We start from the raw sequence: 26,041 nt of genomic DNA on the forward strand, positions 1-26,041 counted from the left end.
CGAAGTTGGCGTTATTGCGCCATCAGTTCAGATGGGATTTCGATTCCCATTTCTTTGTAGTAACGAACCGCACCCGGATGCAGCGGTAAAGGAAGTCCCGAAATCGCTTTTTCGATCGCCATCGCTTTGGTTGCTTTGTGGATGCCTTGTAGGAACGGAAGGTTCTCGTAAATGGCTTTGGTCAGTTGGTAAACGTCCTCTTCCGAGATATCGTCTCGAACCGCAAGGAAGTTCGGCTGAGCAATCGTCGTGATTGGTTTATCTAAACCTGGGTAAGTGTTGGCAGGAATATCGTACTTGGTCCACAACTTGTAGTTGCCGTTGGCTTGCTTGATTTGCTCGTCAGTGAACGAAAGAATCGAGATATCTTTGCCTAGCGCCGCAAATGCTTGCGTCACCGCCCCAACAGGAACACCAGCTGGCGTATTCATACCATCGATGGTGCCATTTTGTAGCGCACTTGCACTGCCGCCGTACCCCATAAAGGCAAGGTTGAACTTATCTGGGTCAACACTCAGGCCTTTCATGATCTGACGGCCTGAGTTCTCAGTACCGGAGTTCTTTTTACCGATAGAGAACTTTTTCCCTTCGAGGTTTTTCAGATCACTAACCGTACCGGTTTTTGCTAAGTCGCTACGAACAATGAAGTGTTCAACGTTTTGCCATAGCATTGAGACTGAACGCAGCTTTTCTTGGCGACCGCTTTTCTCGTAAGGACCTTCCCCCGACCAAGCCCACGCACCGTACAAACCTTGCAAAATCGCAAATTGTGCTTCGTTTTCATTCAGTAGTTTGACGTTTTCACCAGAGCCAGCAGAGCTGATAGCAGAAAGGGAGAAGTGGTGCTTTGGTGCGAGTTTCACTTTACTTAATGTCGCCAAAGCTACCCCAACTGGGTAGTAAGTGCCACCAGTAGAAGCGGTTGCAAGGATGTAGCTGCGCTCTTCCGCTGCTGCATTTGTCGCGATACCAAAAGATGTCACAGCAATAGCCAGTGCTTTTACGAGCTTATTCATTTTCATTATTACTCTCCGTGTAGTCGTTTCACGATTATGGATTTACATCATGTTAAATCTTTATTAACAACAAAACGCTAAGAGCAACTTAAATGCCAATTTTCAACTCATTGTTTTTATTTAATAAATATAATCTCCCAGCCAAAAATGAGCAAAAACTCGCTCATTTGCCCGTAAACCAATAAGCAAGATATTGCCGACAATAGAATGAGACTAAGCGGTACAACCTCGCAAAACGTTAATGAATTGTGATCGATACAAAAGATTTGCCCTTTTTAGCCATGAGCAAGTTTTTGCCGATAACAAACAAGCATTCAACTCTGTCGCGGAGTGTCCCAACGCAACATCTCTTAGCGAAATAGGTCTAAAAACGTATCTAGTTCATACCAAGTATGAGCACCACTCTAAAGTAGTGTTCACTTATTGAGCAATGCAGCTTAGATAAAAACTCCAAATGATGAACAAAATTCCAACAAACACGGGCATGTTAACGAACTGAAAAGTCATTTATTCCATTTCAAGATTTAAATTCCAGTTTAAACCACTAAATTGCTGATGAAGATTAACCAGATCGACTTATTTTCTCCTTTGGGGTTGTGCCGATCCCCTTAAGTTCGTTAGGGTAAATGAACACCAAGGCAAACGTATTCCTTGGTATTTTTTCGTCATTAAGGATCTCTCATGTCAGCAACTGCGCAATCTCCATTCGCATTAAAACGCCCATCCGGCGTTGCTGCAGCGATCCTCCTGCTCTCTCTGGAACTGATTCAGAGCTGACAGGCTACATCTAAAATTTCTGTCAGCTTGAGAAGAAGCTGACGGGAACAACCACATACTCTCTCCCATTCCTTTCAGTTTCTTCCAAGCGAAACGTGTAAGAGGAATAACAATGTTAAGCGCACGCAATATCGCCGCCTTAGGCTTTATGACTTTCGCCATGTATTTGGGCGCAGGTAACCTTATCTTCCCTCCATTTTTGGGTTACCAAGCGGGTGAAAACTTTTTGAGTGGAATGTCTGGATTCCTTTTGACCGGCGTGGGTCTACCTGCTTTAGCACTGGTAATGGTGGCGATCGTTAATGGCTCAGACAAGCTAACCGCTGCGCTACCAAAACCGCTAGCAACCAGTTTTTGGGTGATGGTCTTCATCGTCATCGGGCCAGCATTTGTGATTCCGCGAGCCATTACCGTCGCCTATCAATTTAGCTTCGCCCCAATCTTTGGTGAGGCGGCATTAGTGCCGTTTACGATTGCCTTTTGTGTAGCAACCATTTGGTTTGCGCTTTACCCAGGTAAGTTGGTTGATAACTTAGGCAAAATCCTAACACCGGCGTTAATGGCGATTTTGATCATCATGTCTGTCACTGCCTTGATTTACCCAGCAGGTGAGTTGACACAAGCCAGTGGCCCATACGTGAGTGGTGCGTTTGAAGAAGGTTTGACGCAAGGGTACATGACGATGGATGCGTTAGGCTCAATTGGCTTTGGTTGGATCATTTTCCGTGCCATTCGCAGCATGGGAGTGGACTGCCCGAAAGCAACGGCGAAATACACTCTAATTGCAGCCTTAATGTACGCTGTCGCGATGGCGTTTGTTTACATTTCGTTGTCTTACATCGGTTCCACTAGCTCTTACTTAGGTTCAGAATTTAGCAATGGTGGCGATATTTTAACGGCGTTCACCTTCAACCACTTTGGTGCGTTTGGCTCGGTGTTGTTGGGTGCAGTCATGGTATTGGCCTGTTTAACCACAGCGATTGGCGTAACAACCGCAGGCAGCGAGTTCTATGACAACACCTTTAGCAAAGTGAACTACAAAAGCTGTGTCGTCATCACCATGGTACTGTCAGGCTTTATCGCCAACATCGGTTTAGAGCAGCTATTGGCAATCACTTTACCTGCGGTTGTGGCACTTCATCCTGTGGCGATTGCTTTGATGATGATGGCGCCCGTTCGTAACAAAATGTCTCAGTTCATGTTGGTGCTTACCGCGTTCACCGCACTAGCATTTGGTTGTGTCGATGCTCTGCACATTTTGGGCTACATGCCGGAAGCTGCAGATCAATGGATGAGCCACAACATGCCTTTGTACAATGAGTTCGCGAGCTGGATTGTACCTAGTGTCATCATGGCAACGATCGGACTTTTGTTCACTAAAAAAGCAGAAGAAATCAAAGAATTCGAGCTGGTCAACGAATAGCCGTTTAACTTAAGACATCATTCTATAATTACGCTAACATACTGGACGTTTATTGATGACGGGCAAAGGAGTTGCCCGAGTAATGGTTCGTTGTGGAGCACATATGGAGAGTCACTATTTAGATATAAGAACCCTCAACTTTATTATCATTTTGTTTTCTTGTATCTATGCTATTAGCCTGCTTTGCTATCAATATACTCAGAGCAAAATTAAAGGATTAAAAACGTTCGCCATTTCTCTGTTGTTTATTGGCTTAGGCCCTTTTTTATTGGGATTTCGTGACTCAGCCCCAGATTGGCTGACGATCATTCTTTCCAATACCATCATTATCATCGGCTTTTTGCTCACGTTATATGGCGTAAGCATTTTCCGTAAATTCCCCCTCAAGTGTGCTCATGTACTCACGTTTCTGGTACCGGTATTCAGTGGCCTTTTTTATTACTTCACCTTTTATTCGCCATCTATTCGTAGCCGAATCATTTTTCTTAGTATCTACTTGAGCTTAGTCACCTTCTGCAGTGGCGTTGCGATGTTCAAGGGAAAAAGAGACGATCTAAAACTGCCCGTTCAAGTGATGGCGTACGCCTTCTTTGGGTTTAGTGCTTTTATGGCGGGCAGAACCGTTTGGAGCTTTTGGGCACCAGAAGTCACCAGTTTTATGAATGCAGGTATCATCCACCAGCTGACGTTTCTATTTAGTATCTGCCTCATTGTTGCTTTAAGCTTTAGTATGTTGTGGTTGATCAACGCAAGATTGGTGAAATCCATCAACGATCTTTCTCATTTGGATGCATTAACTGGGTTATACAATCGACGTGCAATGGAAGTCATTGTGCCTAACCTTGTGAATCAAGCACGCGAAAAAAATACGCCTATCAGCATCGTTATGACTGACGTGGACGATTTTAAAACCATTAATGACCAATACGGACACACCACTGGCGACTCAGTCATGGCAACCATCGCCACGATTTTTAAACAAACGTTACCAGAGTCAGCATGTACCGTTCGCTTTGGTGGTGACGAGTTTATGATTGTGTTGCTTGCCAATGCCGAAAACGCGAAAGCCTATGCCGAGTTAGTACGTCGCAGCATTGAACGTGAAACGTCGCTGCTTGCTTTTAAAAACCAAGTCACGATGAGCTTCGGCATCAGCGAGCTAATGCCCAATGACAGCTTACAAGATGCACTCACCCGAGCCGACGAAGCACTGTATTGTTCGAAGCATACCGGGCGAAATCAAGTCACGACATTCCAAGATGAAAGCGAGGTGGGTGGTAAGTTCATCCAAACACCGACTAAAAGCGCATAACGGAAAGGTAAAACGACATCGCTCCTATTACTCCATTCACGAATCGGTGTAATCGGAACGATTCAGACCAAATTTTTGCATTTTCTGATTTAAGGTGCGACGTGGTAAATCGAGCTCTTGCATCACTTCATTAATCCGTCCTTGGTGCCTCACTAATGAATCATGCAACACTTTGCGCTCAAAGTTGTGCAGCTGAATCATCAACGGCACACCCGCTTGAGTTTCTTCCGTAGTTGACGACGGGCGGCTAGAAAGAATTTCCATCACAGAAACCGTATCATCCAGCGCGAAACGCATTGCAACGTTACGTAATTCGCGCACATTTCCTGGCCAAGCGTAAGAAAGCACGGCATTTCTGTCGGCATCACTCAACGGTCGACTGTCTGGATTTGTTTGCAATGCAAAGTGCTCAAACAGAATCAACGCGTCTTCTTCTCGCTCCCTAAGCGGCGGTAAGTAGATCTGTGCAACATTAAGTCGGTAATACAAATCTTGGCGGAACTCTTCATGATCGTTGAGATCTTCTTTCGCGGCAGCGATCACTCGCAAATCCACATTGATCTGCTGGTTGCCACCAACTCGTTCGACAGTATGTTCTTGCAATGAGCGCAGCACTTTCACTTGCATTGAAAGCGGCATGCTCTCAATTTCATCGAAAAACAATGTGCCTTTATCGGCGTATTCGAGTTTGCCAATCCGTCGTTTACTTGCTCCGGTAAAAGCGCCGGGCTCGTGACCAAACAGCTCACTTTCGAACAGATTTTCGGGAATCGCTCCACAGTTTATCGGTACGAAACGATGTAATTTTCGTTGGCTTTCTTTATGCAGGCTGGTAGCCACCAGCTCTTTACCACAGCCCGTTTCACCATAAATAATGACGTTAGTATCAATACGCGCTAGCTTTGCAACTTGTTCACGCAATTGCTGCATGACTCGGCTTCGGCCAATCAGCACTTCCTCGAGCCCACTTACGCTCGCGAGATATTCTTGACGATCTTGCGTTGACGTCTGCGCTCGATAAGTCTCGACCGCTTCCGTCACACGTTGCGAGAGTCGCTCTGGCTGAAATGGTTTCTCAATAAAGTCAAATGCGCCCTTTTGCAACGCACTCACCGCCATATCCACATCCCCATGTCCGGTGATCAGAATAACGGGCGTTTGGATATGATGGTCAATAAGGCTTTCTAAAATCGAGAGGCCATCGCTATCAGGCAAGCGAACATCACTGACAACAGCATCAAAGTCTTGACGTAGTATCGCCGCCTTTCCAGCGTCACCGGTACTGAATGCCTCAACGTTAAATCCGGCCAGTTGCAGCCATTGGCTAGTTGCCTGACGAACAATGTCATCATCTTCAATAAGTGCGATGTTGGGGGTGCTTTCAAAAGCCATGAATTACTGCCTGTTTAAAACGTCTTTCGTAACGGTAGCAAAAACCACGAGGGAGAAAAGGAGCTAGATCTCACTTCTTAATTACAACTCTTTAACATCCAATCAGTTAGGCGCACTCTGTCTCAATCTGGATAAGTAATCACTGTGAACCGCACAGGAAAAATCTAAATCGGCAAACCTACATGTGGATTGGGTCATCAATCAGGACGAGGCAGCACTGACAATCAATAACTTATCTTAAGAAAACGAGTACTTGGATGGAGTCGGTATGACGCTCAGCGGAAAAGGGAAAATGTGGTTGCTTGTGATTTTTGCAAGCGCGATGGTGCTATTTTCTTACAGTGCTAGTCGTGAAATCGCCCACCAATTGCTCAGCGCACAAACGCAAACCGAAGCGCAACAAAAACTACTGGATTACATCGGCGAAGTCCGCCGAGCACTGAAACGCTTTTATCACCTGCCTTATTTAGTCACCAACAATCCCGAAACTATTGCGTTTGTGAAAGGCAATTTGACTTACTATGAATCGCTGCAAGCCCAGTTAACCCAACTCGACAAAGCCGCGAACACCGAAGGTTGGTTGATCCTCTCCACCTCTGGTGAAGTGTTGGTTTCCAGCCTCATCGATGAACGATTTAGCCGTTCAGATCGACGTGCCATTGTTGAACAGATTCATCACCAAGGTGAAGGCGTCTCTCTGGTAAATAAAACCAAAGGCTCGAGCCCTCTGTATTATTTATCGGCACCGATTTTTGATGGCCTTAACATCGCGGGTATTGTCGTCGTACAAATTAACTTGAGCCTTCTGACGGAACAAACCATCACCAGCCAAGACATTATTACACTGCAAAACCGCCATCAGCGTTTCTTCCTGTCGAGCAGTACCACTTACAACGCGGACTGGTTCAATGAGCCAAACCATGCAGTAGATGAGGAAACACAAAAGCTCTACGACAACACCGTGATCCATTTTTGGACGCTGGATCAACAACGCTATTTTGCCCATACCGTTAAATTGGATGACCTCAATTGGTATGTCAGTTATCTCATCCCGACCAAGCCAGTTCAACAAGCCATTAATGTCATTGGTTGGAGTGTCGCTGCGTTGCTGTTATTGATCATTTTGTTGGTCATTATCGGTTTGCAACGGCACCAGAAAAACCAGAACCAGCAGCGTATTCAGGCTCTACTGGAGGAATCCCAAAGGCGACTTAAGCAGATGATCAACAAAACTCACGTTGGGTTGCTGTTGATTAATGAGCAAGGACAGCTATTCGATCTCAATCCAATGGCTAAGCGGCTGTTTTGTTTGCCAGAAAATGTCAATCGTCAAACTTTTGCTTGGGAGTTGTTTGATGCAGGTAATCCCAACTCAACCACGCTCACACTGCTCAGAGATCTACCAAAACATAAGGAGCTGGCAGAAATCAGTGCCGTTGAAACGATGGCAAGGCGAAGTGATGGGAGCGTTTTCCCGGTGCTGTTCTCATTAACGACTTTTCCTTGGCACGGAGAGCTGTATTTTCTTGCCACCCTCATCGATATCAGTAAACGCAAAAAGGCTGAACAATCGCTACAACTCGTCAACCAAGAGCTAGCGCAGCGGGTAGAAGAGCGCACGCAAGCGCTACGTCAAGCTCAGGAGCAATTGATTGAATCGAGCAAAATGGCGGCGTTGGGCCGCATGTCGAGCGCGATTACCCACGAGTTGAATCAACCTCTTACCGGATTGCGCACCCTTCTCACCACCAACGAGTTATTGGCAGAACGCGGCGAAACCGCCATGATGAAGGCCAATAATGTGCTCGTGCAAAAGCTGATTGACCGCATGGCAAGCATGACGAGCCAGCTCAAAACGTTCGCGTACAACAAACCTGAAAAGCTACAAGCGCTGTCGTTAACCAGCGCGTTGGAAGAGACGCTGCGTGTCTATCAATCTCAGCTGGCGAATGTGGATGTTCGCGTTCGAATACCTAGCGATCTGCCGCAAATTCAGGGGGAAGAACAACGCCTACAACAAGTGCTTGGCAACCTGATATCCAATGCGCTTGATGCCATGCAATCTAGGGACAATCCCCAACTTTCAATCGTTGTAACACCAACTAACAGCCACGTTGAAGTGGTGGTCAGTGACAACGGTTGTGGCGTGGCACTAGAACAACTCGACACCATTTTCGAGCCATTCCAAACCAGCAAAAAGATCGGCGAAGGCTTGGGTTTAGGACTGTCAATCACCGCGAACAACATGCGAGACATGAATGGACAAGTCACAGCACAACGCAACCCTGGTTCCGGTATGTCGTTCCTCTTGCGATTTCAGCTCGCCAATACGATTGATTGAGCCAACTAAAAGTGACTTACACAGATATTTATTCAAAAATCAGCAGTTATACTCGCAACTCAACCCCCAAGCGGCTATCGGATCTGGCTTCGGTTGGCGTCTTTTCTAAAACCGAACAAATCGCCCTTCAGAAAGTCGATCTGGCTACAAGAATCGTGATGTGACCTGCACTATTCTCAAGCAAAGAAAAATCCAAGTAACTGCAATTTTCTAACGATAAAAGAGTGAGAAACATGATTAAGTTTCCAGATAATTTCCTTTGGGGTGGTGCCATTGCTGCAAACCAAGTAGAGGGGGCATACAACCTTGGGGGTAAAGGTTTATCAACATCAGATATGTTGCCAAACGGCATTCTGAGCCCGCATCAAACGCGTGAAGAACGAACACCAGGTATCAAAGATCTTGCGATCGATTTCTACAATCGCTATCCAGAAGATATTGCTCTATTTAAAGAGATGGGATTCACCTGCCTACGCTTGTCCATCGCTTGGAGTCGTATTTTTCCTAATGGTGATGAACTGGAGCCAAACGAAGAAGGACTGGCGTTTTACGACAACATTTTTGATGAACTAGCCAAACACGACATGCAACCATTTGTGACGCTTTCTCATTACGAGATGCCTTACGCCTTGGTTGAGAATTATGGTGGTTGGGGCGATCGTCGAGTGATCGAGTTTTTCGAGCGTTACGCTAAAACCGTGTTAGAACGCTACAAAGATAAGGTCAAACTGTGGCTTACCTTCAACGAAATCAACATGTCTCTGCATGCACCATTTACTGGGGTTGGTTTGCCAGAAGACGCAACAGAGCAACAGATTTACCAAGCGATTCACCATCAATTGGTGGCGAATGCTAAAGCAGTGAAGCTGTGCCAGGAAATTGTACCGAATGGCAAAATCGGCAACATGTTACTGGGTGCCATGAATTACCCATACACTTGTAACCCTGATGATGTGTTAGCCGCCATGCATGAAAACAACAAGTGGTTGTTCTTCGGTGACGTGCAAACTCGTGGTCAGTACCCTGGCTATATGAAGCGCTATTTCCGTGAAAATGGCATCGAAATTCAGATGCAAGACGGCGATTTAGAAGACATCGCCTCGGCCAGTGTCGACTTTATCTCCTTTAGCTACTACGCCAGTGGCTGTGCGAGCGCAGATCCGAAACAGAAGGAAGTCGGCAATATTGTTGAGAGCGTGCCAAATCCATATTTGGAAAAGAGCCAATGGGGCTGGTTGATCGATCCCAAAGGTCTGCGTATTTTGCTGAACTTCTTGCACGATCGCTACCAAAAGCCGCTCTTTATCGTGGAAAATGGTTTGGGAGCGAGAGATGAATTTGACGAAAATGGCGAAATTCAAGATGACTACCGCATAGCCTACCTCAACGATCACCTAGTGCAAGCGCACGAAGCCATTCTTGATGGCGTTGAATTAATGGGTTTCACCAGTTGGGGGCCGATTGATTTAGTAGCCAACTCAACGGCAGAAATGAGCAAACGTTACGGATATATCTACGTTGATCGTCACGATGATGGACAAGGCACTTTAGAACGTAAACGCAAAAAGAGCTTCTACTGGTATCAGGATGTGATTCGTACCGCAGGTGGTTCGTTAAAACGCTAACGCACATATGTGAATGACAGCGAGACATAAGCCTAAACATCAAGCCCTGCAATTGCAGGGCTTGAGTTTTAAGGTCTTAATACACTATGAGATTAAACCGCTATTTCGCCACCATCTTCACGACGAATCACAACGGTTGCAGCACGAGGACGAACTGTAGTTCCAGCCGGAGTTTCTTGCGCGGCATCATCACTGTATGGCCAGTTACCAGGGTGTTGAATGTTTACAAATAGTGATTTGTAATCTGGGCTAATGGTAAAGCCTGTCACTTCGCAACCGTTTGGACCAACAAAGAAGCGTTTCAGCTCTGCTTGGTTGTCTGCACCGATCACTGCTTGATCGCCATTTTCATTCGTGAGTTTAGATGGTACAACCGCCAGCATTTGGTCGTTGGTGTAAGACGTGACTTCATCTGCGCCGTTATCAGTCTGAATCCAAAGAATACCGCGACCATCAAATGCCAAGCCATCTGGACTTGCAAACTGGTTAAGCTCATTCAAGCCAGAACGGTTTGTGTCTGCATTACCATTTGCAGGCGAACCAAAGACAAAGATATCCCAAGTAAAGTCTGTCGCAGAAGTGCCTTCATCCCAACGAATAACGTGACCAAACTTGTTGTTTAAGCGTGGATTTGCTGGATTCGTTTCGTCTGTGCGGCGCGTGTTATTGGTTAGCGTGAGGTATACAGAGCCTGTGAACGGGTCAACAGAACACCATTCAGGACGATCCATTGGCGTTGCGCCAACAAGGTCAGCCGCGCCAGCCGTATTAATGATAATTTCCGCTAACGAGTTAAAATGATCAGCAAGCGTGCCACCAGATGTCGTCACACTATCAAGCGTTAGTGGCAACCAAGTACCTGTGCTGTCTTCATTGAAACGCGCAACGTAAAGTGTGCCTTCGTCCATGTACTTGTCGCCCGTCGCCAAGCGATTCGCAGGATTTGCATCAGCAGGATCCCAAGCCGCTGCAGACTCGAACTTGTAAAGGTATTCAAAACGAGAATCATGACCTGAGTAAAATACTACGGGTTTGCCTGCTTCTAGCTTACCGAAAGCACAACCTTCGTGGCGGAAACGACCAAGCGCGGTACGCTTTTTCGCACGAGAGTTTTGGGTATATGGGTCAATTTCTACAATGTAGCCATGGCCGTTCGCTTCGTTGCGGTAATCGTCTGCAGAGCTGGTGCCTGTTGGTGCAACATTAAAACGCGTGAACTCATCTAAACGCTCTTCTGAGTTACCTGCCAATGTTTCCCACAAGTAACGCGTGCTCTTATCATCCACACCAATACGATCTTGTTCTTCTGTACGAGTCCCCGCATTAACGAAGTAGCCAGGCCAGTTCTCTTCACACGTGAGGTAAGTACCCCACGGCGTATAGCCGTTGCCACAGTTGTTTAACGTACCACGAGCTTGGCTGCCATCAGGCGAAAAACGCGTCACAGTAAGCGCCGTGTGAGCGACTGGGCCAGATAAATCCATCACTGTCGCACCAGTGTATCGGCGGTTAAGCGGATCGGTATCCACCAATTTCCACATATTGTCTTCTAGCTGAATACGAACAACGGAAACGCCGTGAGCGTTAATCTCTTTGCGAACTTCATCAACTATTGTGCGAACGCCATTCGCAACTGTTGGACCGTTTGGATGCAGTGCTGATGTATCAATGTATTCATGGTTGATGCAAAGCAGGCCGTCGGTCGTACTGTCATTTAATGGGAAAAAGTGCATGCCATCATGGTGCATGCCCAACGCGTTAAGTTGGTCTGAGCTGGTATTGCTGCCATCATTTTTCCACGCGCTGCCTTGAGCATTCAGCGGTGTACCCCAAGGTACCAGTACCTGAGCGGTATAACCCTGTGGAATAGAAACGGCATCAGTCAACGAGCCAGGAATTGAGTCAAAGTTAAGTACCGCTTTCGAAACGCCAGAACCGTTACTTGCCGACGTGCCAGAGCTCGAAGAGTTACAGCCCGCCAATCCAAAAGCACCAAACGCAGTCATTGCGCTGATACCAAGGCCACCTTTTAAGATGCTACGACGAGATAGACTCGCTTCTAGTACTTCTTCAAAAGGCTTGTTATCGCTTTGGTTATAACGCGTTGCGTCGAAGGTTTCCTTGCTCATTTTTACTTTCCCGATCTTATAGTTAGTGAATAAATTGTTGAACGGCAAGAAGTTTGGAGAAGAAAAATGACAGAAATGCTCAATCTATATGAAACTTGTATTTCAATGATGTGATCACTCAATAAACGAGACACGGCAACTCCGTATCCCTATCGACTCTTCATATATTCCTCCTCTCTCACTTCCCACAGCGAGCAATGCAACACTCCAGAGCTCAAAAATCGTGCACAACGCCAACCTATCCTTAGGTTTGATTACATAATCGCCAACTGTATCGCTTCATTCTGATTTTTCTTGGGCTAAAGTCTGATAGAAGGTATAAGGTGTACGTACTCAAATCATCTACGAGAGAGAATCATGAAATTAGACAAAATCGATAACAAGAACCGTCGTATCCGTAAAAAGCTGTTCTTAGGTGAGTTCGCAATCCTAGGTTTCGAAATCAGCTGTGAAACAGACATCAACGACTTCGACCGTTACGATGCATTCGTTGATGACTTTATCGACTACATTGATACTCTAGGTCTATGCTTTGGCGGCGGCGGTCTGGAGCTATTTGAAGGCTTCCTATGTTCTACAGAACGTTACGGTAGCGCGACAGAAGAGCAAAAAGCACAAGTCGTTGCTTGGTTAGAAGCTCGTCCAGAAGTGAAAAGCGCGAAAGCTGGCGACTTGCTTGACGCAAACTACCTGTAATAGCAGACAAGCAAATACGTTAGAGAAAGCTGGTCTTCGGACTGGCTTTTTTTATGGGTGATGAAACTGAATTTAAAATTAGATTTGAAGTGTTGGTGGTGTTTGGAGCTGGCAATGCGTAGAGAACGTTTGAATTCTATTGCCAGCTCAAGGACTTCGAGTATGGTTAACTATGATTTCTTAGCTGTTGCTTCTTTCGTATCTTTCCAGTACTGGATGCGAACACGATGTAGCTGAGCTCTTCTCATTTTTTTCATAGTAATCTCCCTCATCTTCTATAAGTAACGCTCTTTATGAGCTTATTGTCTAAGGTTTTTTATCCCCTTCAATCTATAAGGGAACCAATTATTTAACCGTGACTCATTTCACAACATAATGATAAAAACGGTTCTATTGCAGCCATTTTTGACACCTAAAACCGATTATTACCTTCCTGACACGGTCAAATTACTCACGAGATATGACAGAAAAATGGCAATCAAGTTCCCTAAATTAACTGTCATTGAATCTTAACAATGATTCCTGAAAAACTTTGCAAGTAATATACCAATTGCACATCACTTTCCGTCGAGTAACTCTTTTCACGTTCTTACTAGCAGTTGCATACCATTCCCATTAAGGCTGAATTCGCTGCTGATAATGCTGGCGGTACTCGCGTGGTGTAAGTCCTTTGTACGTTTTAAAATGGCGATTAAACAGAGCTTGATTACGATATCCGACTCGCTCAAACACAATCCCAATCGGCAACGACGTAGATTGCAGCAAATCTGCGGCATGATTGATCCGCAATTTCATTAGACGTTGGCTAAACGGCTCTTTAAAGTGCTTTTGAAACAATCTTGTGACCGCACTTTCACTCAGCGATAAGTAGTTCGCCAAGTCTGCGAGCGTCACCTTAGTTGCAAAGTGCTGTTCGAGATACGCGTTAACACTTGCCACGCGCTCTCTTTCCTGTAGCTCGTGTTCACTCATCGATAAGTACGAGTGAGTCATCAGTGTTTTCGCTCCTTCATCGTGAGCAATCAGAGACAAGACATGGAGAAATCTCGATAGTTGCTCCATTGCAGGAAACGTCATGAGCTCATGCAGAAGATCCACAACGTGCTGAGCTGTCCGTTCAGAAAACACCACACCTTTATTGGCCGCCTTTAAAAGCGGGTCAAGCTTTCTAAGCTCTGCGCAATAGAACATCAAATTGGCAATCCACTCACGCTTAAACCAAATCACATGAGTCTCGCACTTGCTTTCGACCAATGTGGAGTGAATTGAATGAGGCACACCAGGCGCGATCAATAGCATTTGGTTGTGAGTCACTTCTAATTCGTGATGACCAATATGCAAACTGCCAGTGAAGTGTCGATGGATGACCAACTCAAACACATCATCGTGAAAATGGAGGTCGTACTCTTTCTCTACCTCATCAATGCGACGATAGCGCCAAGAAAAACCTGGTCTCTGCGGTACTTTTTCGATGTGCGCCATTGGCTACTCCACAAGATAGTATTGTTTCACGCTCAAATAATATCAGTATTGCCGGCATAATCTTCATCACGCCGAAATAGTATTGATATTAAACGGCATACTATCAACTTGGTGTTGTCCCTCTCCTTATTCTTGCCTTGTAAAGACAAGATAACTAAGGAAGCTTTTATGAGCCACTTCACTATCAAGCTACGCCAAATCCTGCACAAAACTCGCGATGAATGGGCAAAATTCGCTATCAGAGAAATGGAAATCTCACCTAACACCATCACCAAATTTTATGGTTACAAATCGAGTTGTGATCTTGAGCAAGTTCTTAAACAAGATGAAAACGACGCCAATTCGGACATTTGCTCGACACCTTGTGCGAGATCTCTCACAAGCGATGTAAGCAAAACGACCATCTTTGACTAAGATAAAATCAAAAAATGCATATAAATATTTGAAAATTAAAACTTATAGTATTTTTCATAATATTCGCTGCCAAAGTTTTTTTACCTAGCTGATTGAGAGTAATCAGCAAAACATCAATACTGATTGTGTCGACAGGATGTTGGCGGGAACAGGAAAAAAGCCTAATGGACTAGGTATCTTCAGGATGAAGATTTGGTAGCTTAGGATGAGTTATCAGCAAGGATGTAGTTAAGCTCTAGGATAGAGTTCGCCCGTCAGGATGATAGGCAAGAATGGACACCGCTAGGAAGGCGATGAACAAGGAACTCGGTTAAAGGACTTAGCCACAATCAAGGATAGATGCAGGGAGCACCTATTAGTAGCTGGATTGCTGCGAAAGAGAATAAGCCCCGTCTGGGAAACCAGGCGGGGTTTTATTTTGTCTGCTATTTAGCATTCGCGAACCACCCAATTCACTTCAGCCGATTTATTTCGGGCAGTGCCATGCTATTATTTTCTCAACGTCTCTTAGCAAGCTCACAGCACATCACGCACTATGCTTAATCCCGTTTGGTTACACACGTTTAAGACTCTGGTCGAAGTCGGCCACTTTACGCAAACCGCAGAAAAGCTCTACATGACTCAACCCGGTGTTAGCCAACACATCAAGAAGTTAGAGCAAAGTTGTCAGCATGCCTTGATCAAACGTGAGAACAAAAGTTTCGAGCTCACCGAACAAGGTCGTATGGTTTACGCCTATGCGTTGGAGCTAGAGGAGCGCGAAAAAAGCTTACTAGAAGAACTCAGCTTTGATGATGCCTATTCTGGTCATTGTAAACTCGCTTGTTCCGGTGCGTTGGCCCTCATGCTTTACGGCCCTCTATTAGAGCAACAAACGCAACATCCTAGTTTGTCCATCCACTTAGAAGCCGCGCCAAACCAATCTATTCTTAATGGTATCTCTGAAGGCCGCATTGATATCGGCATCGTGACTGACGCTCCAAACAAAAGCCTCTTCCAAAGCGAACGAATCGGTCGAGAAGAGCTGTGCTTGATCCTTCCCCACGCATATAAAGCCGAGCCCTTAACGCCTGAGATCTTGCAAAAATGCGGTGTTATTGGCCATCCCGATGCCGAGCACTATATGACGTTGTTTTTTGACCAATGTGCAGAGCCACAATTAAAAGAGATAAAAATGAGTGACATGCCGCTTTCGGGCTTTGTCAATCAATTAAGCCAAATATTATTGCCAGTTAGCAAAGGATTGGGATTTACGGTGTTGCCTCAAAGTGCAGTAGAAAGCTTTCCAAATAGAGAAGAATTGCACGTCGCGCAGCTAAAACAAACCGTTTATGAAGATTTGTATTTAGTCAAAAAACGGGGACGCACATTACCGCTGCGCTACACCACGATAAAAGAGGTGTTATCAAGCATCATTGGGAAATAAGCGTCTTTCATATATAAAGTGGGTGTGCATTGGTTTAAACCACCTTTTGTATAAGTTTCGTAAAATTTATAGCGGCTAAAAAATCTTTTCTGTTGTGATTTTTGTTCCAATAACGCCAATATGCATGGCCTTGCGCAAGTAAATCCGGGCGTTTTTTGCGCGAATTTCAAACTCAATGCCCATGATTTTTTCACTGGTTTTCTTCGCTAAACTATTGACACACAATCACTGTAAGGCGCGATAAATCGACAAATAATTTTTGTCGTAACGAATGCTTTTTTTCGTTTTAAACTTGTAACAAAAAAACCTAAGGTGCGCACCTCTGACGACGTGGTTGTTCAACCACACTTCTAAATCGTTGAAGTAAGTAGGTTATGTCATACCATGATCACCTGCCTACTACATTCTATACTCTATACTTATATTTTAATTTGGTACTGACTTACTAAGGAATTGCCATGCGTATTGCTATTCTCTCTCGTAATGAGAATTTATATTCAACCATGCGCCTAAAACAGGCGGGTGAAGAGCGTGGGCATCAAATCGATGTTATCGACACTCTACACTGTTATATGGACATTACGAGCAACAACCCTATGATCCGCTATAAGGGTGAAGAATTGCCGCAATACGATGCTGTTATTCCACGTATCGGTGCATCCATTACTTTCTACGGCACTGCTGTTGTGCGTCAGTTTGAAATGATGGGCACATTTTGTGTCAACGAATCTGTAGCGATCAGCCGCTCTCGTGACAAATTGCGTTCATTGCAATTGCTATCACGTAAAGGCATCGGTTTGCCGCGCACGGGCTTTGCTCACCACCCTGACAACATTCAGGACGTGATCAAAAACGTTGGTGGCGCACCTCTAGTCATTAAATTGCTAGAAGGTACTCAAGGCATCGGTGTTGTACTTGCTGAAACAAATAAAGCGGCAGAAAGTGTGATCGAAGCATTCATGGGTTTGAAAGCAAACATCATGGTGCAAGAGTTTATCGAAGAAGCAAAAGGCGCGGACATCCGCTGTTTTGTTGTCGGTAACAAAGTTATTGCTGCAATGAAGCGCCAAGCAAAAGAAGGCGAATTCCGTTCGAACCTTCACCGTGGTGGTTCTGCGCAACTCGTACGCTTAAGCAAAGAAGAACGCGCAACCGCTGTAAATGCAGCGAAAGTGATGGGCTTGAACCTTTGTGGTGTGGATATCCTTCAATCTAAAAATGGTCCAGTGGTGATGGAAGTGAACTCTTCACCTGGCCTAGAAGGCATCGAACTAGCAACAGGTAAAGACGTTGCTGGTATGATCTTCGATTTTATCGAGAAAAACGCTAAGCCAAATTCAAACCGTACTCGCGGTAAAGGTTGATTTTTGTTTAACGCACAAGAGAGCCAAAATCCGGCTCTCTTGTTACTCGTCGCTAGGATGACACTATGAATCAGAAAATGATCATTGGGAATGCCGAAGCTATTTGCTTGCCAGAGTTAGGGATTACTCACCTTGAAGCGCGTATTGATACGGGCGCACAAACATCTTCATTGCATGTAGATAACATTGATTGCTTTGAAAAAGATGGTCAGTCTTACGTTGCATTCGATCTACACCCGGATGTTTATCACTTAGAACAAGTGGTTCGCTGCACAGCGAAGCTAAAGGCAAACCGCAAGGTTAAGTCTTCGAACGGTACTTTTGAGCACCGCTGCGTCATCACCACAATGCTGCGCTTGGGCGACCAAGAATGGCCAATCGACATTACGCTGACTAACCGTGAAAAAATGACTTACATGATGTTGTTAGGTCGTCAGGGTATGGCAGACAAAGTGCTGGTAGACCCTAGCCAATCTCACTTATTGGCGTCTTAACCCCGTAGCTTCAGATGAGTGATCGAACGTTTTTGTTGAGCATCACTCGTCTGGCTTTACCTTCGTCTACTTCCTACGAAATATCGCAAACAACAATCCCCTAGCTTTAACTTTTGTCACTCGCCAATGGGTCATCGGCTTAGTCGGCGCAGTATGTAGAATGTGCTGATACGCTTTCTCATCAAAAGTCACCTCTCCCCCATGTGCCAAAAGCAAACATTGCGGATTCATTTCAAACACGCGCTTTAATGATTGGCGATATTGGTTTGGATGAAATATGGGAAACGGCGCAATAAGATGCTTCTTAACCTGCACCATCAAATCCGCCACATACAATACATCTTGTTCAGAATGATAAACCGACAGATCTCTATCGGTATGTCCTTGCGTTTCTAGTACCTGCCAATCATCAAACCCCGGAATACACTCACCATCGATGAGTTCGATATCGGGCTTTAACTTGCGTGAATACCACAGGTTTCGCTTTGGTTTGCGCATCCGGTTCGCCATCCAGCGCGCCAACATCAAATCGATTAAATGCATTAACCAACCATCTACACCGTCATACCACTGGCTTTCTCGCTTTGCGGCTAACACTTTGCATCCGGTCAAATCACGCAGCTTGTGCGCGCCACCAGCGTGGTCTGGATGCATATGAGTCACAACGACCAACTTTAGGTCAGAAAAAGGGCGATGGAGTTGATGTTCAATAAAATCTTTAAGGTGAGGAATGTCTGCTCGACTTGCACCATCAAGCAACATTAATTTATCGGGATATTCGGCGAGATACATGGTCTGAATGTATCCCTGAATTCTGTGCAGCTGCAAAATATGTCCTTATTTGAGTGAGATTTTTCATGACCGCTTCCTTGCTGGTCAGACCAACTATAACAGCAGAATCGACGCTCCGGTAAACAAATGTTCACACCCAACTACGACAACAAATCATAATCGAGATGATAGATTTTAATCATTAGACTCAGAGGCACTTTTATCCGTTAATGCGCGCACACGGAGTTCGTGTCAGGGTATGAGGTTAATACCTCATGATTTGCTTTTTTGTACTTTTCCTTCTAATTAATTAAGGACTTAAGTACATTTTTGTGAGAATCGAGTTGGAAAAAGCAACTAAATTAGACCGCATCCGCGCGGACTACAACGTTCACTACTGGAGCCAAGGTTTCTACGGTATTGATGACCAAGGCGAGGTTTACGTATCACCTCGTAGTGATCGTGCACATCAAATCCCTTTCAGTGCCATTGTAAATGAGCTAGAAGCGCAGCAGTTAAATCTGCCTGTATTAGTGCGCTTCCCGCAAATCGTGCACCAACGTGTGCATGGAATTTGCCACGCTTTCAACCAAGCAATTGAAGAATACCAATATCCAAACAAATACCTGTTGGTGTACCCAATTAAAGTAAACCAACAACGTGAAGTGGTGGATGAAATTCTAGCGAGCCAAGCTCAACTAGAAACCAAACAGCTTGGTCTTGAAGCGGGTAGCAAGCCAGAATTGTTGGCAGTACTTGCATTGGCTCAACAAGGCAGCTCCGTGATCGTGTGTAACGGCTACAAAGACCGTGAGTATGTGCGTCTTGCACTGATCGGTGAAAAGCTAGGCCACAAAGTATTCATCGTACTAGAGAAGCTATCTGAGCTGGATCTGGTGCTAGAAGAAGCGAAAAGCTTGGGCGTAAAACCGCGCCTTGGTTTGCGCATTCGCCTCGCATCTCAAGGTGCAGGGAAATGGCAAGCAAGTGGCGGTGAAAAATCGAAGTTTGGTTTGTCTGCATCGCAAGTGCTCAGCGTTATTGAACGTCTGAAACGCGAAGGCAGCCTAGATGCGATGCAATTGGTTCACTTCCACCTTGGCTCACAGATGGCAAACATCCGTGACGTACGTAATGGTGTGAACGAATCTGCTCGTTTCTACTGCGAACTACGCGCACTGGGTGCAAACATCGAATACTTCGATGTGGGCGGCGGTTTGGCTGTCGACTACGACGGTACACGCAGCCAATCATCGAACTCGATGAACTACGGCCTTGCAGAGTACGCGCGTAATATCGTCAACACAGTGGGCGATGTGTGTCAGCAATACGAACAACCAATGCCAGTGATCATTTCTGAATCCGGGCGTTCACTGACAGCACACCACGCTGTATTGATTTCGAATGTAATTGGTACCGAAACATACCAACCGGAAGAAGTGCATGAACTGGGCGTAGATGCTCCACTTTTGCTGCAAAACATGTGGCGAAACTGGGAAAACTTACAAGATGGTACAGACGCTCGTGCGTTAATTGAGATCTACAACGATACCCAAAGTGATTTGGCAGAGGTACACTCTCAATTCGCAACTGGCGTGCTTAACTTGGAGCAACGTGCGTGGGCAGAACAACTGTCACTGCGTATTTACTTCGAACTAAGCCGCAAGATGAGCACTAAGAATCGCTTCCACCGTCCGATTCTGGACGAGCTGAGCGAACGTCTTGCAGATAAGTTCTTCGTGAACTTTTCTCTCTTCCAATCTCTACCAGATGCTTGGGGTATTGATCAGGTGTTCCCTGTTCTGCCACTTTCTGGTCTTGGCGATGCGGAAGAGCGTCGTGCGGTGATGTTGGACATCACATGTGACTCTGATGGCGCGATCGATCACTACGTTGATGGTCAAGGCATCGAGAGCACGCTACCTGTACCAGCTTGGAGCAAAGACAAACCGTACCTAATGGGCTTTTTCCTAGTAGGCGCATACCAAGAAATCCTTGGTGATATGCACAACCTATTTGGTGATACCCACAGTGCAGTAGTCAATGTTGATGAACACGGTCAATTTGAGATCAGTTACATCAATGAAGGTGATAGTGTAGAAGACATGATGCGCTACGTTCATATCGACGTGGATGCGATTCGTGACAATTACAAACAATTGGTTTCCCAACGAGTTGAAGCCAATGAACAAGCACAAATCCTAGCAGAACTAGAACAAGGTCTAGCGGGATACACCTATTTAGAGGACTTCTGATATGAATGATTTGTTTACTAAAACCGATTATTCGCTTTACTCCAACTCTATGTCGTTTTTACGTCTACCGTACATTCGTAATCCGGTATCGGCAGACGCAGACGTTGTGGTGCTAGGGGTTCCTCTGGACATGGCTACATCTGGTCGTCCAGGCGCACGCATGGGTCCAGATGCAATTCGCCGTGCCTCAGTCAACTTGGCATGGGAAGGTAAGAAGTTCCCTTGGGACTTCAACGTATTGGATAAACTGAAAGTGATCGACGCGGGCGACCTTGTGTTCGATTGCGGTGATGCGGAAGATTTCACTTACCGTCTAGAGGCGGCAACCAGTGAAATTCTAAAAAGCGGCAAAACCATGTTGGGATTGGGCGGTGACCACTTCATCACACTGCCTATCCTACGTGCTTACGCAAAGCATCATGGTCAAATGGCTTTGATACACTTTGACGCTCATACGGATACCTACGCAAATGGCAGTTCATACGACCACGGTACGATGTTCTACCATGCGCCGAAAGAAGGTTTGATCTCAGCGAAGAACTCAGTACAAATCGGTATTCGTACTGAGTACAAACAGCAAGATCACGGCTTCAATGTGATTAATGCGATGCAAGCGAATGACATGTCGGTGAACGAGATCTTAGAAGAGATTCGTCGCACCGTCGCAGACAAGCCTGTGTATGTTACTTTTGACATCGACTGCTTGGATCCAGCCTTTGCACCAGGAACAGGTACACCAGTTTGTGGTGGCTTGAACTCAGACAAAGCGCTGAAAATTATTCGTGGCTTAGCCGGCATGAATATCGTGGGTATGGATGTTGTAGAAGTATCGCCTCCATACGACCACAGCGATGTTACCGCACTAGCGGGAGCAACCATCGCACTAGAAATGCTTTACGCATACGCATCTGGCCGCGAATAGACATAATCATTTCTAAGGGAGCTTCGGCTCCCTTTTTCTTTATCGCGGCTTGTTAAGCCTTTTCCTCACCTAAAATCGCTTTTTCCCACACTAAAGATTGGTACTTTCTCATCTACTGTTTTTATCAGTAGAACCAATGATCTAGCAATAACCATATGTCGAATCGACATAGAAACCTCCCCTGAATTGAGAAAATAGCATCATGCGTTTACTCCCACAAAATAATGATTAGTTTTTCTAATCCAAATCATAGATTTTTATCTTGCTCAAGTTCACACTTTTAGATTGCTAATTGTATAGGCAAGCACTAATATCTCGCGCAAATAACCCCGTAACACCAGCAATAAATTGGCACTTCGACTTGGAGAGCTAAGGGTTTTTACGTCTTAAATTTTTTGGAGAGATACGCAAATGTCTGCCTCGTTTCCATTAGCGAAACTTACCTTTTTAATCGCAATATTGACTGCCGTGGGTCAAATGACCCAGACAATGTACGTGCCTTCAATCGGTCATATGGCGGGTGAGTTTTTGGTATCTGCGTCATCACTTCAAGCAGTGATGGCTTGTTACCTGATCCCATATGGCTTGTCTCAATTTGCGTACGGCACGCTATCAGACCGCTTAGGTCGTAAACCGATCATCATCGTCGGTCTACTTATCTACATCCTAGGTACTTTGGTGGCGCTATTTGCACACCAATTTGAGTGGTTCTTGGCTGGTAGCTTCATTCAAGGTTTGGGGATCGGTTGTGGCGGCGCGATGTCACGAACTCTAACTCGCGACTGCTTTGAAGGTGCTGAGCTGCATCGTGCAAACAGCTTGATCAGCATGTGCGTGATTTTCTCACCACTAATGGCACCAGTACTTGGCGGCTACCTAACAGAAGCATTTGGTTGGCGCTCTAGCTACCTATTTCTAGCCCTGTTCGGCATCGCGGTGGTGATTACCATGATGACCAGCATGATGGAGACTCTGCCAAAAGAGAAACGCAAGTTCGAACCAGTGGCAAAAAGCTACAAGCACGTTTTGTCTGACCGCCGCTTCCAAGGCTTTTTAATCTGCCTAGTTGCGACGTTTGCTGGCGTAGGTGTGTTCGAAGCAGCTGCTGGGGTATTACTAGGTGGTGTATTGGCATTACCAGCCACTACCGTAAGTTTGCTGTTTATCTTGCCGATCCCGGGCTACTTAGTGGGGGCAGGTTTGTCTAGCTATATCGCGCAGCGTCGCTCTGAGCGTCGTGCGTTAAATATTGGCTTGGTGTCGATCTTTATCGGTTCAGCCATCGTATTAATCCCAGGCTTGTTTGGCGTAACAACTGCACTGACGTTAATTGGTGGTGCAACTATTTATTTCCTAGGTGCGGGCATCCTGTTCCCTGCAGCAACAACAGGCGCAATTGCTCCGTTCCCTTACCACGCGGGGACAGCTGGTGCGACTCTGGGTGGCATGCAGAACTTGGGCGCCGGTATTGCAACCTTGCTTGCATCGCTATTCCCAGCGCATAACCAAATGCCGCTTGGAGTTTTGATGATGGCAATGTCAATTGTCGCGATGCTTGGCCTATTGTGGGTACACAGAGCGCACGATCACTCAAACGAAATGCCACAAGTCATTTAACCGCCATTTCAATCTGACCAAAACATTGAAAAGGGACACACGAAATAGTGTGTCCCTTTTTTCATATCACACTCCCTCTATTTATTGATGAGAATGATTTAACTTTAGAAGTGATATTTGTTAAAAATAACAGTTGCTTACACAATGCGTTTTCAAGCCAACAGGTCACAACAATGAGCCGTTCAGAAATGGTGAGAGTATTCACTTCTCGAACCACATTTCTGCTCTCTAAAACAAAAGCGTGACCAGCCTGAAAACTCTCAATGAAACCAAAGTCCATACCCTCAGGATGAGGCAACTTAGGTATAAAATATAAGGATAAACAGATGCGTTTCACTTTAACTACGTTGGCCGTATCGGTCGCGCTTATCGCCGGATGCAGCAATCAAGGAACTCCAACCATGACTCAATATTCCCAATCACAGATCGTTGCTCAGCAAACTCAAGCCCCGGTTGCAAAAAAAATCCCTCACGCGATGACCATTCATGGTGATACTCGCGTTGATAACTACTACTGGATGCGTGACGACGAGCGTAAAGATCCAGAAATTTTGCAGCACCTAGAGCAAGAAAATCAGTATGCGGAAACCGTTCTCAAGTACACTGAAGCTCTTCAAAATGAGCTATTTGAAGAAATTAAAGGTCGCATAGCAAAAGACGACAATTCCGTTCCTGTGCGTAAAGGAAACTACTTCTACTCAAGTGAAGTTACCGGAGATAACGAGTACGAAGTTCATCTTCGAGCGAAAGATTTTGCTGGTAAAGACAAACAAGTCATCTTAGATGTCAATGAACTTGCGAAAGAGCATGAATTTTTTAGTATTGGTGGCCTGTACGTCAGCCCGAATGAAAACTTATTGGCGTATGGCGAAGACACATTAAGCCGCCGTGTTTACACCATTAAGATTAAAGATCTGACCACAGGTAATTACTTACAAGATGAAATTGAAGGGGCGTCAAGCGCTGTCGCATGGCAGAACGACAACAACGCTTTCTATTACATCAAAAAAGATCCACAAACCTTGCTAGGCTATCAAGTTTATCGTCACGTATTAGGCACACCACAAAGCAGTGATGAGCTGATTTTTGAAGAAACCGACAGCGCCTATTACACCTCACTAAGCAAAAGCAAAGATGGTGACGACGTTTACATTTGGCATTCGAGTACAGAGACCAGCGGCGTCTCCATCATCGATGCGAACAATCCTAAAGCGAAGGCGGAACCGTTCTACCCTCGTGAAGATGGCATTGAATACAGCATTTCCAAGCTAGACAATTGGTATTACATTTATACCAACTATCAAGCCGTCAACTTCCGTTTGATGAAAGTTAAGCAAGAGGAGATACACGATCGTTCTAAATGGCAAGACGTGATTGCCGCAGACGACAATACTCAACTTGTCGACTTCGAGCTATTCGATGACCACCTCGTCTATGAGCAGCGCTCTAACGGTCTAGCGAGCGTCACTGTGCGTCAGCTTTCAACAGGAAAAGAATTCCCGCTCACATTTAATGACGATGCGTTCGCGGCATACTTAACAGGCAACTTCGAACTGGATAACAAAAAAGTTCGCATTTACTACAGTAGCTTGACTACTCCAGGAACCTACTACGACTTCGATCTGAAAACGGGCGAATCTGAAATCATGAAGCAGACACCTGTATTGGGTGACTTTGATGCGGATAACTACCAATCAGAGCGCATCATGATCAAAGCACGTGATGGAAAAGAGGTCCCTGTGTCACTGGTGTATCGTAAGGACTTGTTTAAGAAAGATGGTACAAATCCGCTTTACCAATACGGTTACGGCTCTTACGGTGCGACCATCGAACCGACGTTCGGCTCTACACGACTAAGTCTGCTAGACCGTGGGTTTGTATTTGCAATCGCTCACATTCGCGGTTCTGAAATGCTAGGCCGACCTTGGTATGAAGATGGTAAAAAACTCACCAAACAGAATACCTTCAACGACTTTATTGATGTGACTAAAGGTTTGGTTGAGCAAGGCTACGGCGCGAAAGACAAAGTCTTCGCCGTTGGTGGGTCTGCTGGCGGTTTATTGATGGGTGCCATTATTAATCAAGCCCCTGAGTTGTATCGCGGTATTGGCGCACATGTTCCATTTGTCGATGTTGTTACAACGATGCTTGATGAATCGATTCCACTCACCACGAATGAGTATGATGAATGGGGTAACCCGAACAACAAAACATACTATGACTACATGTTGAGTTATTCGCCTTACGACAATGTCAAAGCGCAAAACTACCCGAACATGTTGGTGACAACAGGCTTACACGACTCTCAAGTGCAGTACTTTGAACCGATGAAGTGGGTAGCCAAGCTTCGTGAAATGAAAACCGACGATAACGTCTTGTTGTTCAAAACCGATATGGAAGCAGGACACGGCGGCGCATCTGGCCGATTCAAACGTTTGAAAGAAGATGCACTGGAATACGCGTTCTTCCTCGACTTGCTCGATAAAAAATAAGCGTATACACGCCACTCATAAAAATGCCCGCACACTGCGGGCATTTTTGTTTGGACATATTCTCGAAGCAGAGAAGCAATTTAAGCCTAAACC

18 protein-coding genes are annotated in these 26,041 nt (G+C 45.4%); 13 read left to right on the forward strand and 5 right to left on the reverse strand.

Features of this window, described 5'->3' with window-relative positions:
• Positions 1 to 11 precede the first annotated feature (11 nt).
• Complete coding sequence (locus OU793_RS16885) at positions 12 to 1,022, reverse strand: TAXI family TRAP transporter solute-binding subunit (protein ID WP_005484315.1); 1,011 nt, start codon at positions 1,020 to 1,022, stop codon at positions 12 to 14.
• Between the two features lie 883 nt (positions 1,023 to 1,905).
• On the opposite strand from OU793_RS16885, the gene brnQ reads away from it, so the two are divergent.
• Both brnQ and OU793_RS16895 read left to right on the forward strand, forming a co-directional pair.
• A complete protein-coding gene (gene brnQ, locus OU793_RS16890) occupies positions 1,906 to 3,216 on the forward strand; it encodes a branched-chain amino acid transport system II carrier protein (protein WP_140103171.1) in 1,311 nt (436 codons plus the stop codon).
• A 103-nt stretch (positions 3,217 to 3,319) separates the two neighbouring features.
• Positions 3,320 to 4,528 carry a GGDEF domain-containing protein gene (locus OU793_RS16895; protein WP_180793856.1) on the forward strand — a complete coding sequence of 403 codons (1,209 nt, stop codon included), beginning with the start codon at positions 3,320 to 3,322 and terminating at the stop codon, positions 4,526 to 4,528.
• A gap of 36 nt (positions 4,529 to 4,564) precedes the next feature.
• On the opposite strand, the gene OU793_RS16900 is transcribed toward OU793_RS16895, so the two are convergent.
• Positions 4,565 to 5,920 (reverse strand): sigma-54 dependent transcriptional regulator, encoded by a 1,356-nt coding sequence (locus OU793_RS16900; RefSeq protein WP_140287895.1) that lies wholly within the window; start codon positions 5,918 to 5,920, stop codon positions 4,565 to 4,567.
• A 268-nt stretch (positions 5,921 to 6,188) separates the two neighbouring features.
• On the opposite strand from OU793_RS16900, the gene OU793_RS16905 reads away from it, so the two are divergent.
• Positions 6,189 to 8,261: a sensor histidine kinase gene (locus OU793_RS16905; protein ID WP_159404266.1), complete on the forward strand. Its 2,073-nt coding sequence runs from the start codon at positions 6,189 to 6,191 to the stop codon at positions 8,259 to 8,261.
• Between the two features lie 233 nt (positions 8,262 to 8,494).
• A complete protein-coding gene (locus OU793_RS16910; RefSeq protein ID WP_025507394.1) occupies positions 8,495 to 9,886 on the forward strand; it encodes a glycoside hydrolase family 1 protein in 1,392 nt (463 codons plus the stop codon).
• Between the two features lie 92 nt (positions 9,887 to 9,978).
• Here the strand turns inward: OU793_RS16910 and OU793_RS16915 are convergent, their stop codons facing one another.
• Positions 9,979 to 12,015: a PhoX family phosphatase gene (locus tag OU793_RS16915; RefSeq protein WP_140103175.1), complete on the reverse strand. Its 2,037-nt coding sequence runs from the start codon at positions 12,013 to 12,015 to the stop codon at positions 9,979 to 9,981.
• A 357-nt stretch (positions 12,016 to 12,372) separates the two neighbouring features.
• Here OU793_RS16915 and OU793_RS16920 point away from each other — a divergent pair, with 357 nt between their 5' ends.
• Complete coding sequence (locus OU793_RS16920) at positions 12,373 to 12,711, forward strand: YggL family protein (RefSeq protein WP_005459294.1); 339 nt, start codon at positions 12,373 to 12,375, stop codon at positions 12,709 to 12,711.
• A gap of 615 nt (positions 12,712 to 13,326) precedes the next feature.
• On the opposite strand, the gene OU793_RS16925 is transcribed toward OU793_RS16920, so the two are convergent.
• A complete protein-coding gene (locus OU793_RS16925; RefSeq protein WP_021484466.1) occupies positions 13,327 to 14,193 on the reverse strand; it encodes a helix-turn-helix domain-containing protein in 867 nt (288 codons plus the stop codon).
• Between the two features lie 168 nt (positions 14,194 to 14,361).
• Here OU793_RS16925 and OU793_RS16930 point away from each other — a divergent pair, with 168 nt between their 5' ends.
• The 4 genes from OU793_RS16930 to OU793_RS16945 all read left to right on the forward strand — a co-directional run bounded on the left by OU793_RS16930 (position 14,362) and on the right by OU793_RS16945 (position 17,891).
• Positions 14,362 to 14,607 carry a hypothetical protein gene (locus OU793_RS16930; protein WP_025507391.1) on the forward strand — a complete coding sequence of 82 codons (246 nt, stop codon included), beginning with the start codon at positions 14,362 to 14,364 and terminating at the stop codon, positions 14,605 to 14,607.
• 535 nt (positions 14,608 to 15,142) lie between these two features.
• Positions 15,143 to 16,033 carry a LysR family transcriptional regulator gene (locus tag OU793_RS16935; protein WP_140103176.1) on the forward strand — a complete coding sequence of 297 codons (891 nt, stop codon included), beginning with the start codon at positions 15,143 to 15,145 and terminating at the stop codon, positions 16,031 to 16,033.
• A gap of 458 nt (positions 16,034 to 16,491) precedes the next feature.
• The gene (gene rimK, locus OU793_RS16940; protein ID WP_005459235.1) at positions 16,492 to 17,397 is read left to right on the forward strand and encodes a 30S ribosomal protein S6--L-glutamate ligase; all 906 of its coding nucleotides are present in this window, start codon (positions 16,492 to 16,494) and stop codon (positions 17,395 to 17,397) included.
• Positions 17,398 to 17,462: 65 nt separating this feature from the next.
• The gene (locus OU793_RS16945; RefSeq protein ID WP_005459284.1) at positions 17,463 to 17,891 is read left to right on the forward strand and encodes a RimK/LysX family protein; all 429 of its coding nucleotides are present in this window, start codon (positions 17,463 to 17,465) and stop codon (positions 17,889 to 17,891) included.
• Between the two features lie 66 nt (positions 17,892 to 17,957).
• Here OU793_RS16945 and OU793_RS16950 read toward each other — a convergent pair whose 3' ends face one another.
• Positions 17,958 to 18,683: an MBL fold metallo-hydrolase gene (locus OU793_RS16950; protein WP_180793857.1), complete on the reverse strand. Its 726-nt coding sequence runs from the start codon at positions 18,681 to 18,683 to the stop codon at positions 17,958 to 17,960.
• A gap of 311 nt (positions 18,684 to 18,994) precedes the next feature.
• Here OU793_RS16950 and speA point away from each other — a divergent pair, with 311 nt between their 5' ends.
• The 4 genes from speA to OU793_RS16970 all read left to right on the forward strand — a co-directional run bounded on the left by speA (position 18,995) and on the right by OU793_RS16970 (position 25,948).
• Positions 18,995 to 20,917, forward strand: a complete 1,923-nt coding sequence (gene speA / locus OU793_RS16955) for an arginine decarboxylase (protein WP_005459323.1) — start codon at positions 18,995 to 18,997, stop codon at positions 20,915 to 20,917.
• A 1-nt stretch (position 20,918) separates the two neighbouring features.
• Entirely contained in the window at positions 20,919 to 21,839 is a 921-nt protein-coding gene (gene speB, locus OU793_RS16960; RefSeq protein ID WP_005393578.1) for an agmatinase, read from the forward strand.
• A gap of 411 nt (positions 21,840 to 22,250) precedes the next feature.
• Positions 22,251 to 23,456, forward strand: a complete 1,206-nt coding sequence (gene emrD, locus OU793_RS16965) for a multidrug efflux MFS transporter EmrD (RefSeq protein ID WP_069501696.1) — start codon at positions 22,251 to 22,253, stop codon at positions 23,454 to 23,456.
• Between the two features lie 326 nt (positions 23,457 to 23,782).
• A complete protein-coding gene (locus OU793_RS16970; RefSeq protein WP_140103178.1) occupies positions 23,783 to 25,948 on the forward strand; it encodes a S9 family peptidase in 2,166 nt (721 codons plus the stop codon).
• The last annotated feature ends 93 nt before the right edge of the window (positions 25,949 to 26,041 follow it).

It is taken from the genome of Vibrio sp. VP6 (assembly GCF_028823755.1).
In the GTDB taxonomy this organism is placed as follows: domain Bacteria; phylum Pseudomonadota; class Gammaproteobacteria; order Enterobacterales; family Vibrionaceae; genus Vibrio; species Vibrio parahaemolyticus.

Bases quoted from the DNA above. Each gene is read 5' to 3' on its own strand.
- OU793_RS16885 (WP_005484315.1), bottom strand. From the start codon at position 1,022: ATGAAAATGAATAAGCTCGTAAAAGCACTGGCTATTGCTGTGACATCT.
- brnQ (WP_140103171.1), top strand. From the start codon at position 1,906: ATGTTAAGCGCACGCAATATCGCCGCCTTAGGCTTTATGACTTTCGCC.
- OU793_RS16895 (WP_180793856.1), top strand. From the start codon at position 3,320: ATGGAGAGTCACTATTTAGATATAAGAACCCTCAACTTTATTATCATT.
- OU793_RS16900 (WP_140287895.1), bottom strand. From the start codon at position 5,920: ATGGCTTTTGAAAGCACCCCCAACATCGCACTTATTGAAGATGATGAC.
- OU793_RS16905 (WP_159404266.1), top strand. From the start codon at position 6,189: ATGACGCTCAGCGGAAAAGGGAAAATGTGGTTGCTTGTGATTTTTGCA.
- OU793_RS16910 (WP_025507394.1), top strand. From the start codon at position 8,495: ATGATTAAGTTTCCAGATAATTTCCTTTGGGGTGGTGCCATTGCTGCA.
- OU793_RS16915 (WP_140103175.1), bottom strand. From the start codon at position 12,015: ATGAGCAAGGAAACCTTCGACGCAACGCGTTATAACCAAAGCGATAAC.
- OU793_RS16920 (WP_005459294.1), top strand. From the start codon at position 12,373: ATGAAATTAGACAAAATCGATAACAAGAACCGTCGTATCCGTAAAAAG.
- OU793_RS16925 (WP_021484466.1), bottom strand. From the start codon at position 14,193: ATGGCGCACATCGAAAAAGTACCGCAGAGACCAGGTTTTTCTTGGCGC.
- OU793_RS16930 (WP_025507391.1), top strand. From the start codon at position 14,362: ATGAGCCACTTCACTATCAAGCTACGCCAAATCCTGCACAAAACTCGC.
- OU793_RS16935 (WP_140103176.1), top strand. From the start codon at position 15,143: ATGCTTAATCCCGTTTGGTTACACACGTTTAAGACTCTGGTCGAAGTC.
- rimK (WP_005459235.1), top strand. From the start codon at position 16,492: ATGCGTATTGCTATTCTCTCTCGTAATGAGAATTTATATTCAACCATG.
- OU793_RS16945 (WP_005459284.1), top strand. From the start codon at position 17,463: ATGAATCAGAAAATGATCATTGGGAATGCCGAAGCTATTTGCTTGCCA.
- OU793_RS16950 (WP_180793857.1), bottom strand. From the start codon at position 18,683: ATGTATCTCGCCGAATATCCCGATAAATTAATGTTGCTTGATGGTGCA.
- speB (WP_005393578.1), top strand. From the start codon at position 20,919: ATGAATGATTTGTTTACTAAAACCGATTATTCGCTTTACTCCAACTCT.
- emrD (WP_069501696.1), top strand. From the start codon at position 22,251: ATGTCTGCCTCGTTTCCATTAGCGAAACTTACCTTTTTAATCGCAATA.
- OU793_RS16970 (WP_140103178.1), top strand. From the start codon at position 23,783: ATGCGTTTCACTTTAACTACGTTGGCCGTATCGGTCGCGCTTATCGCC.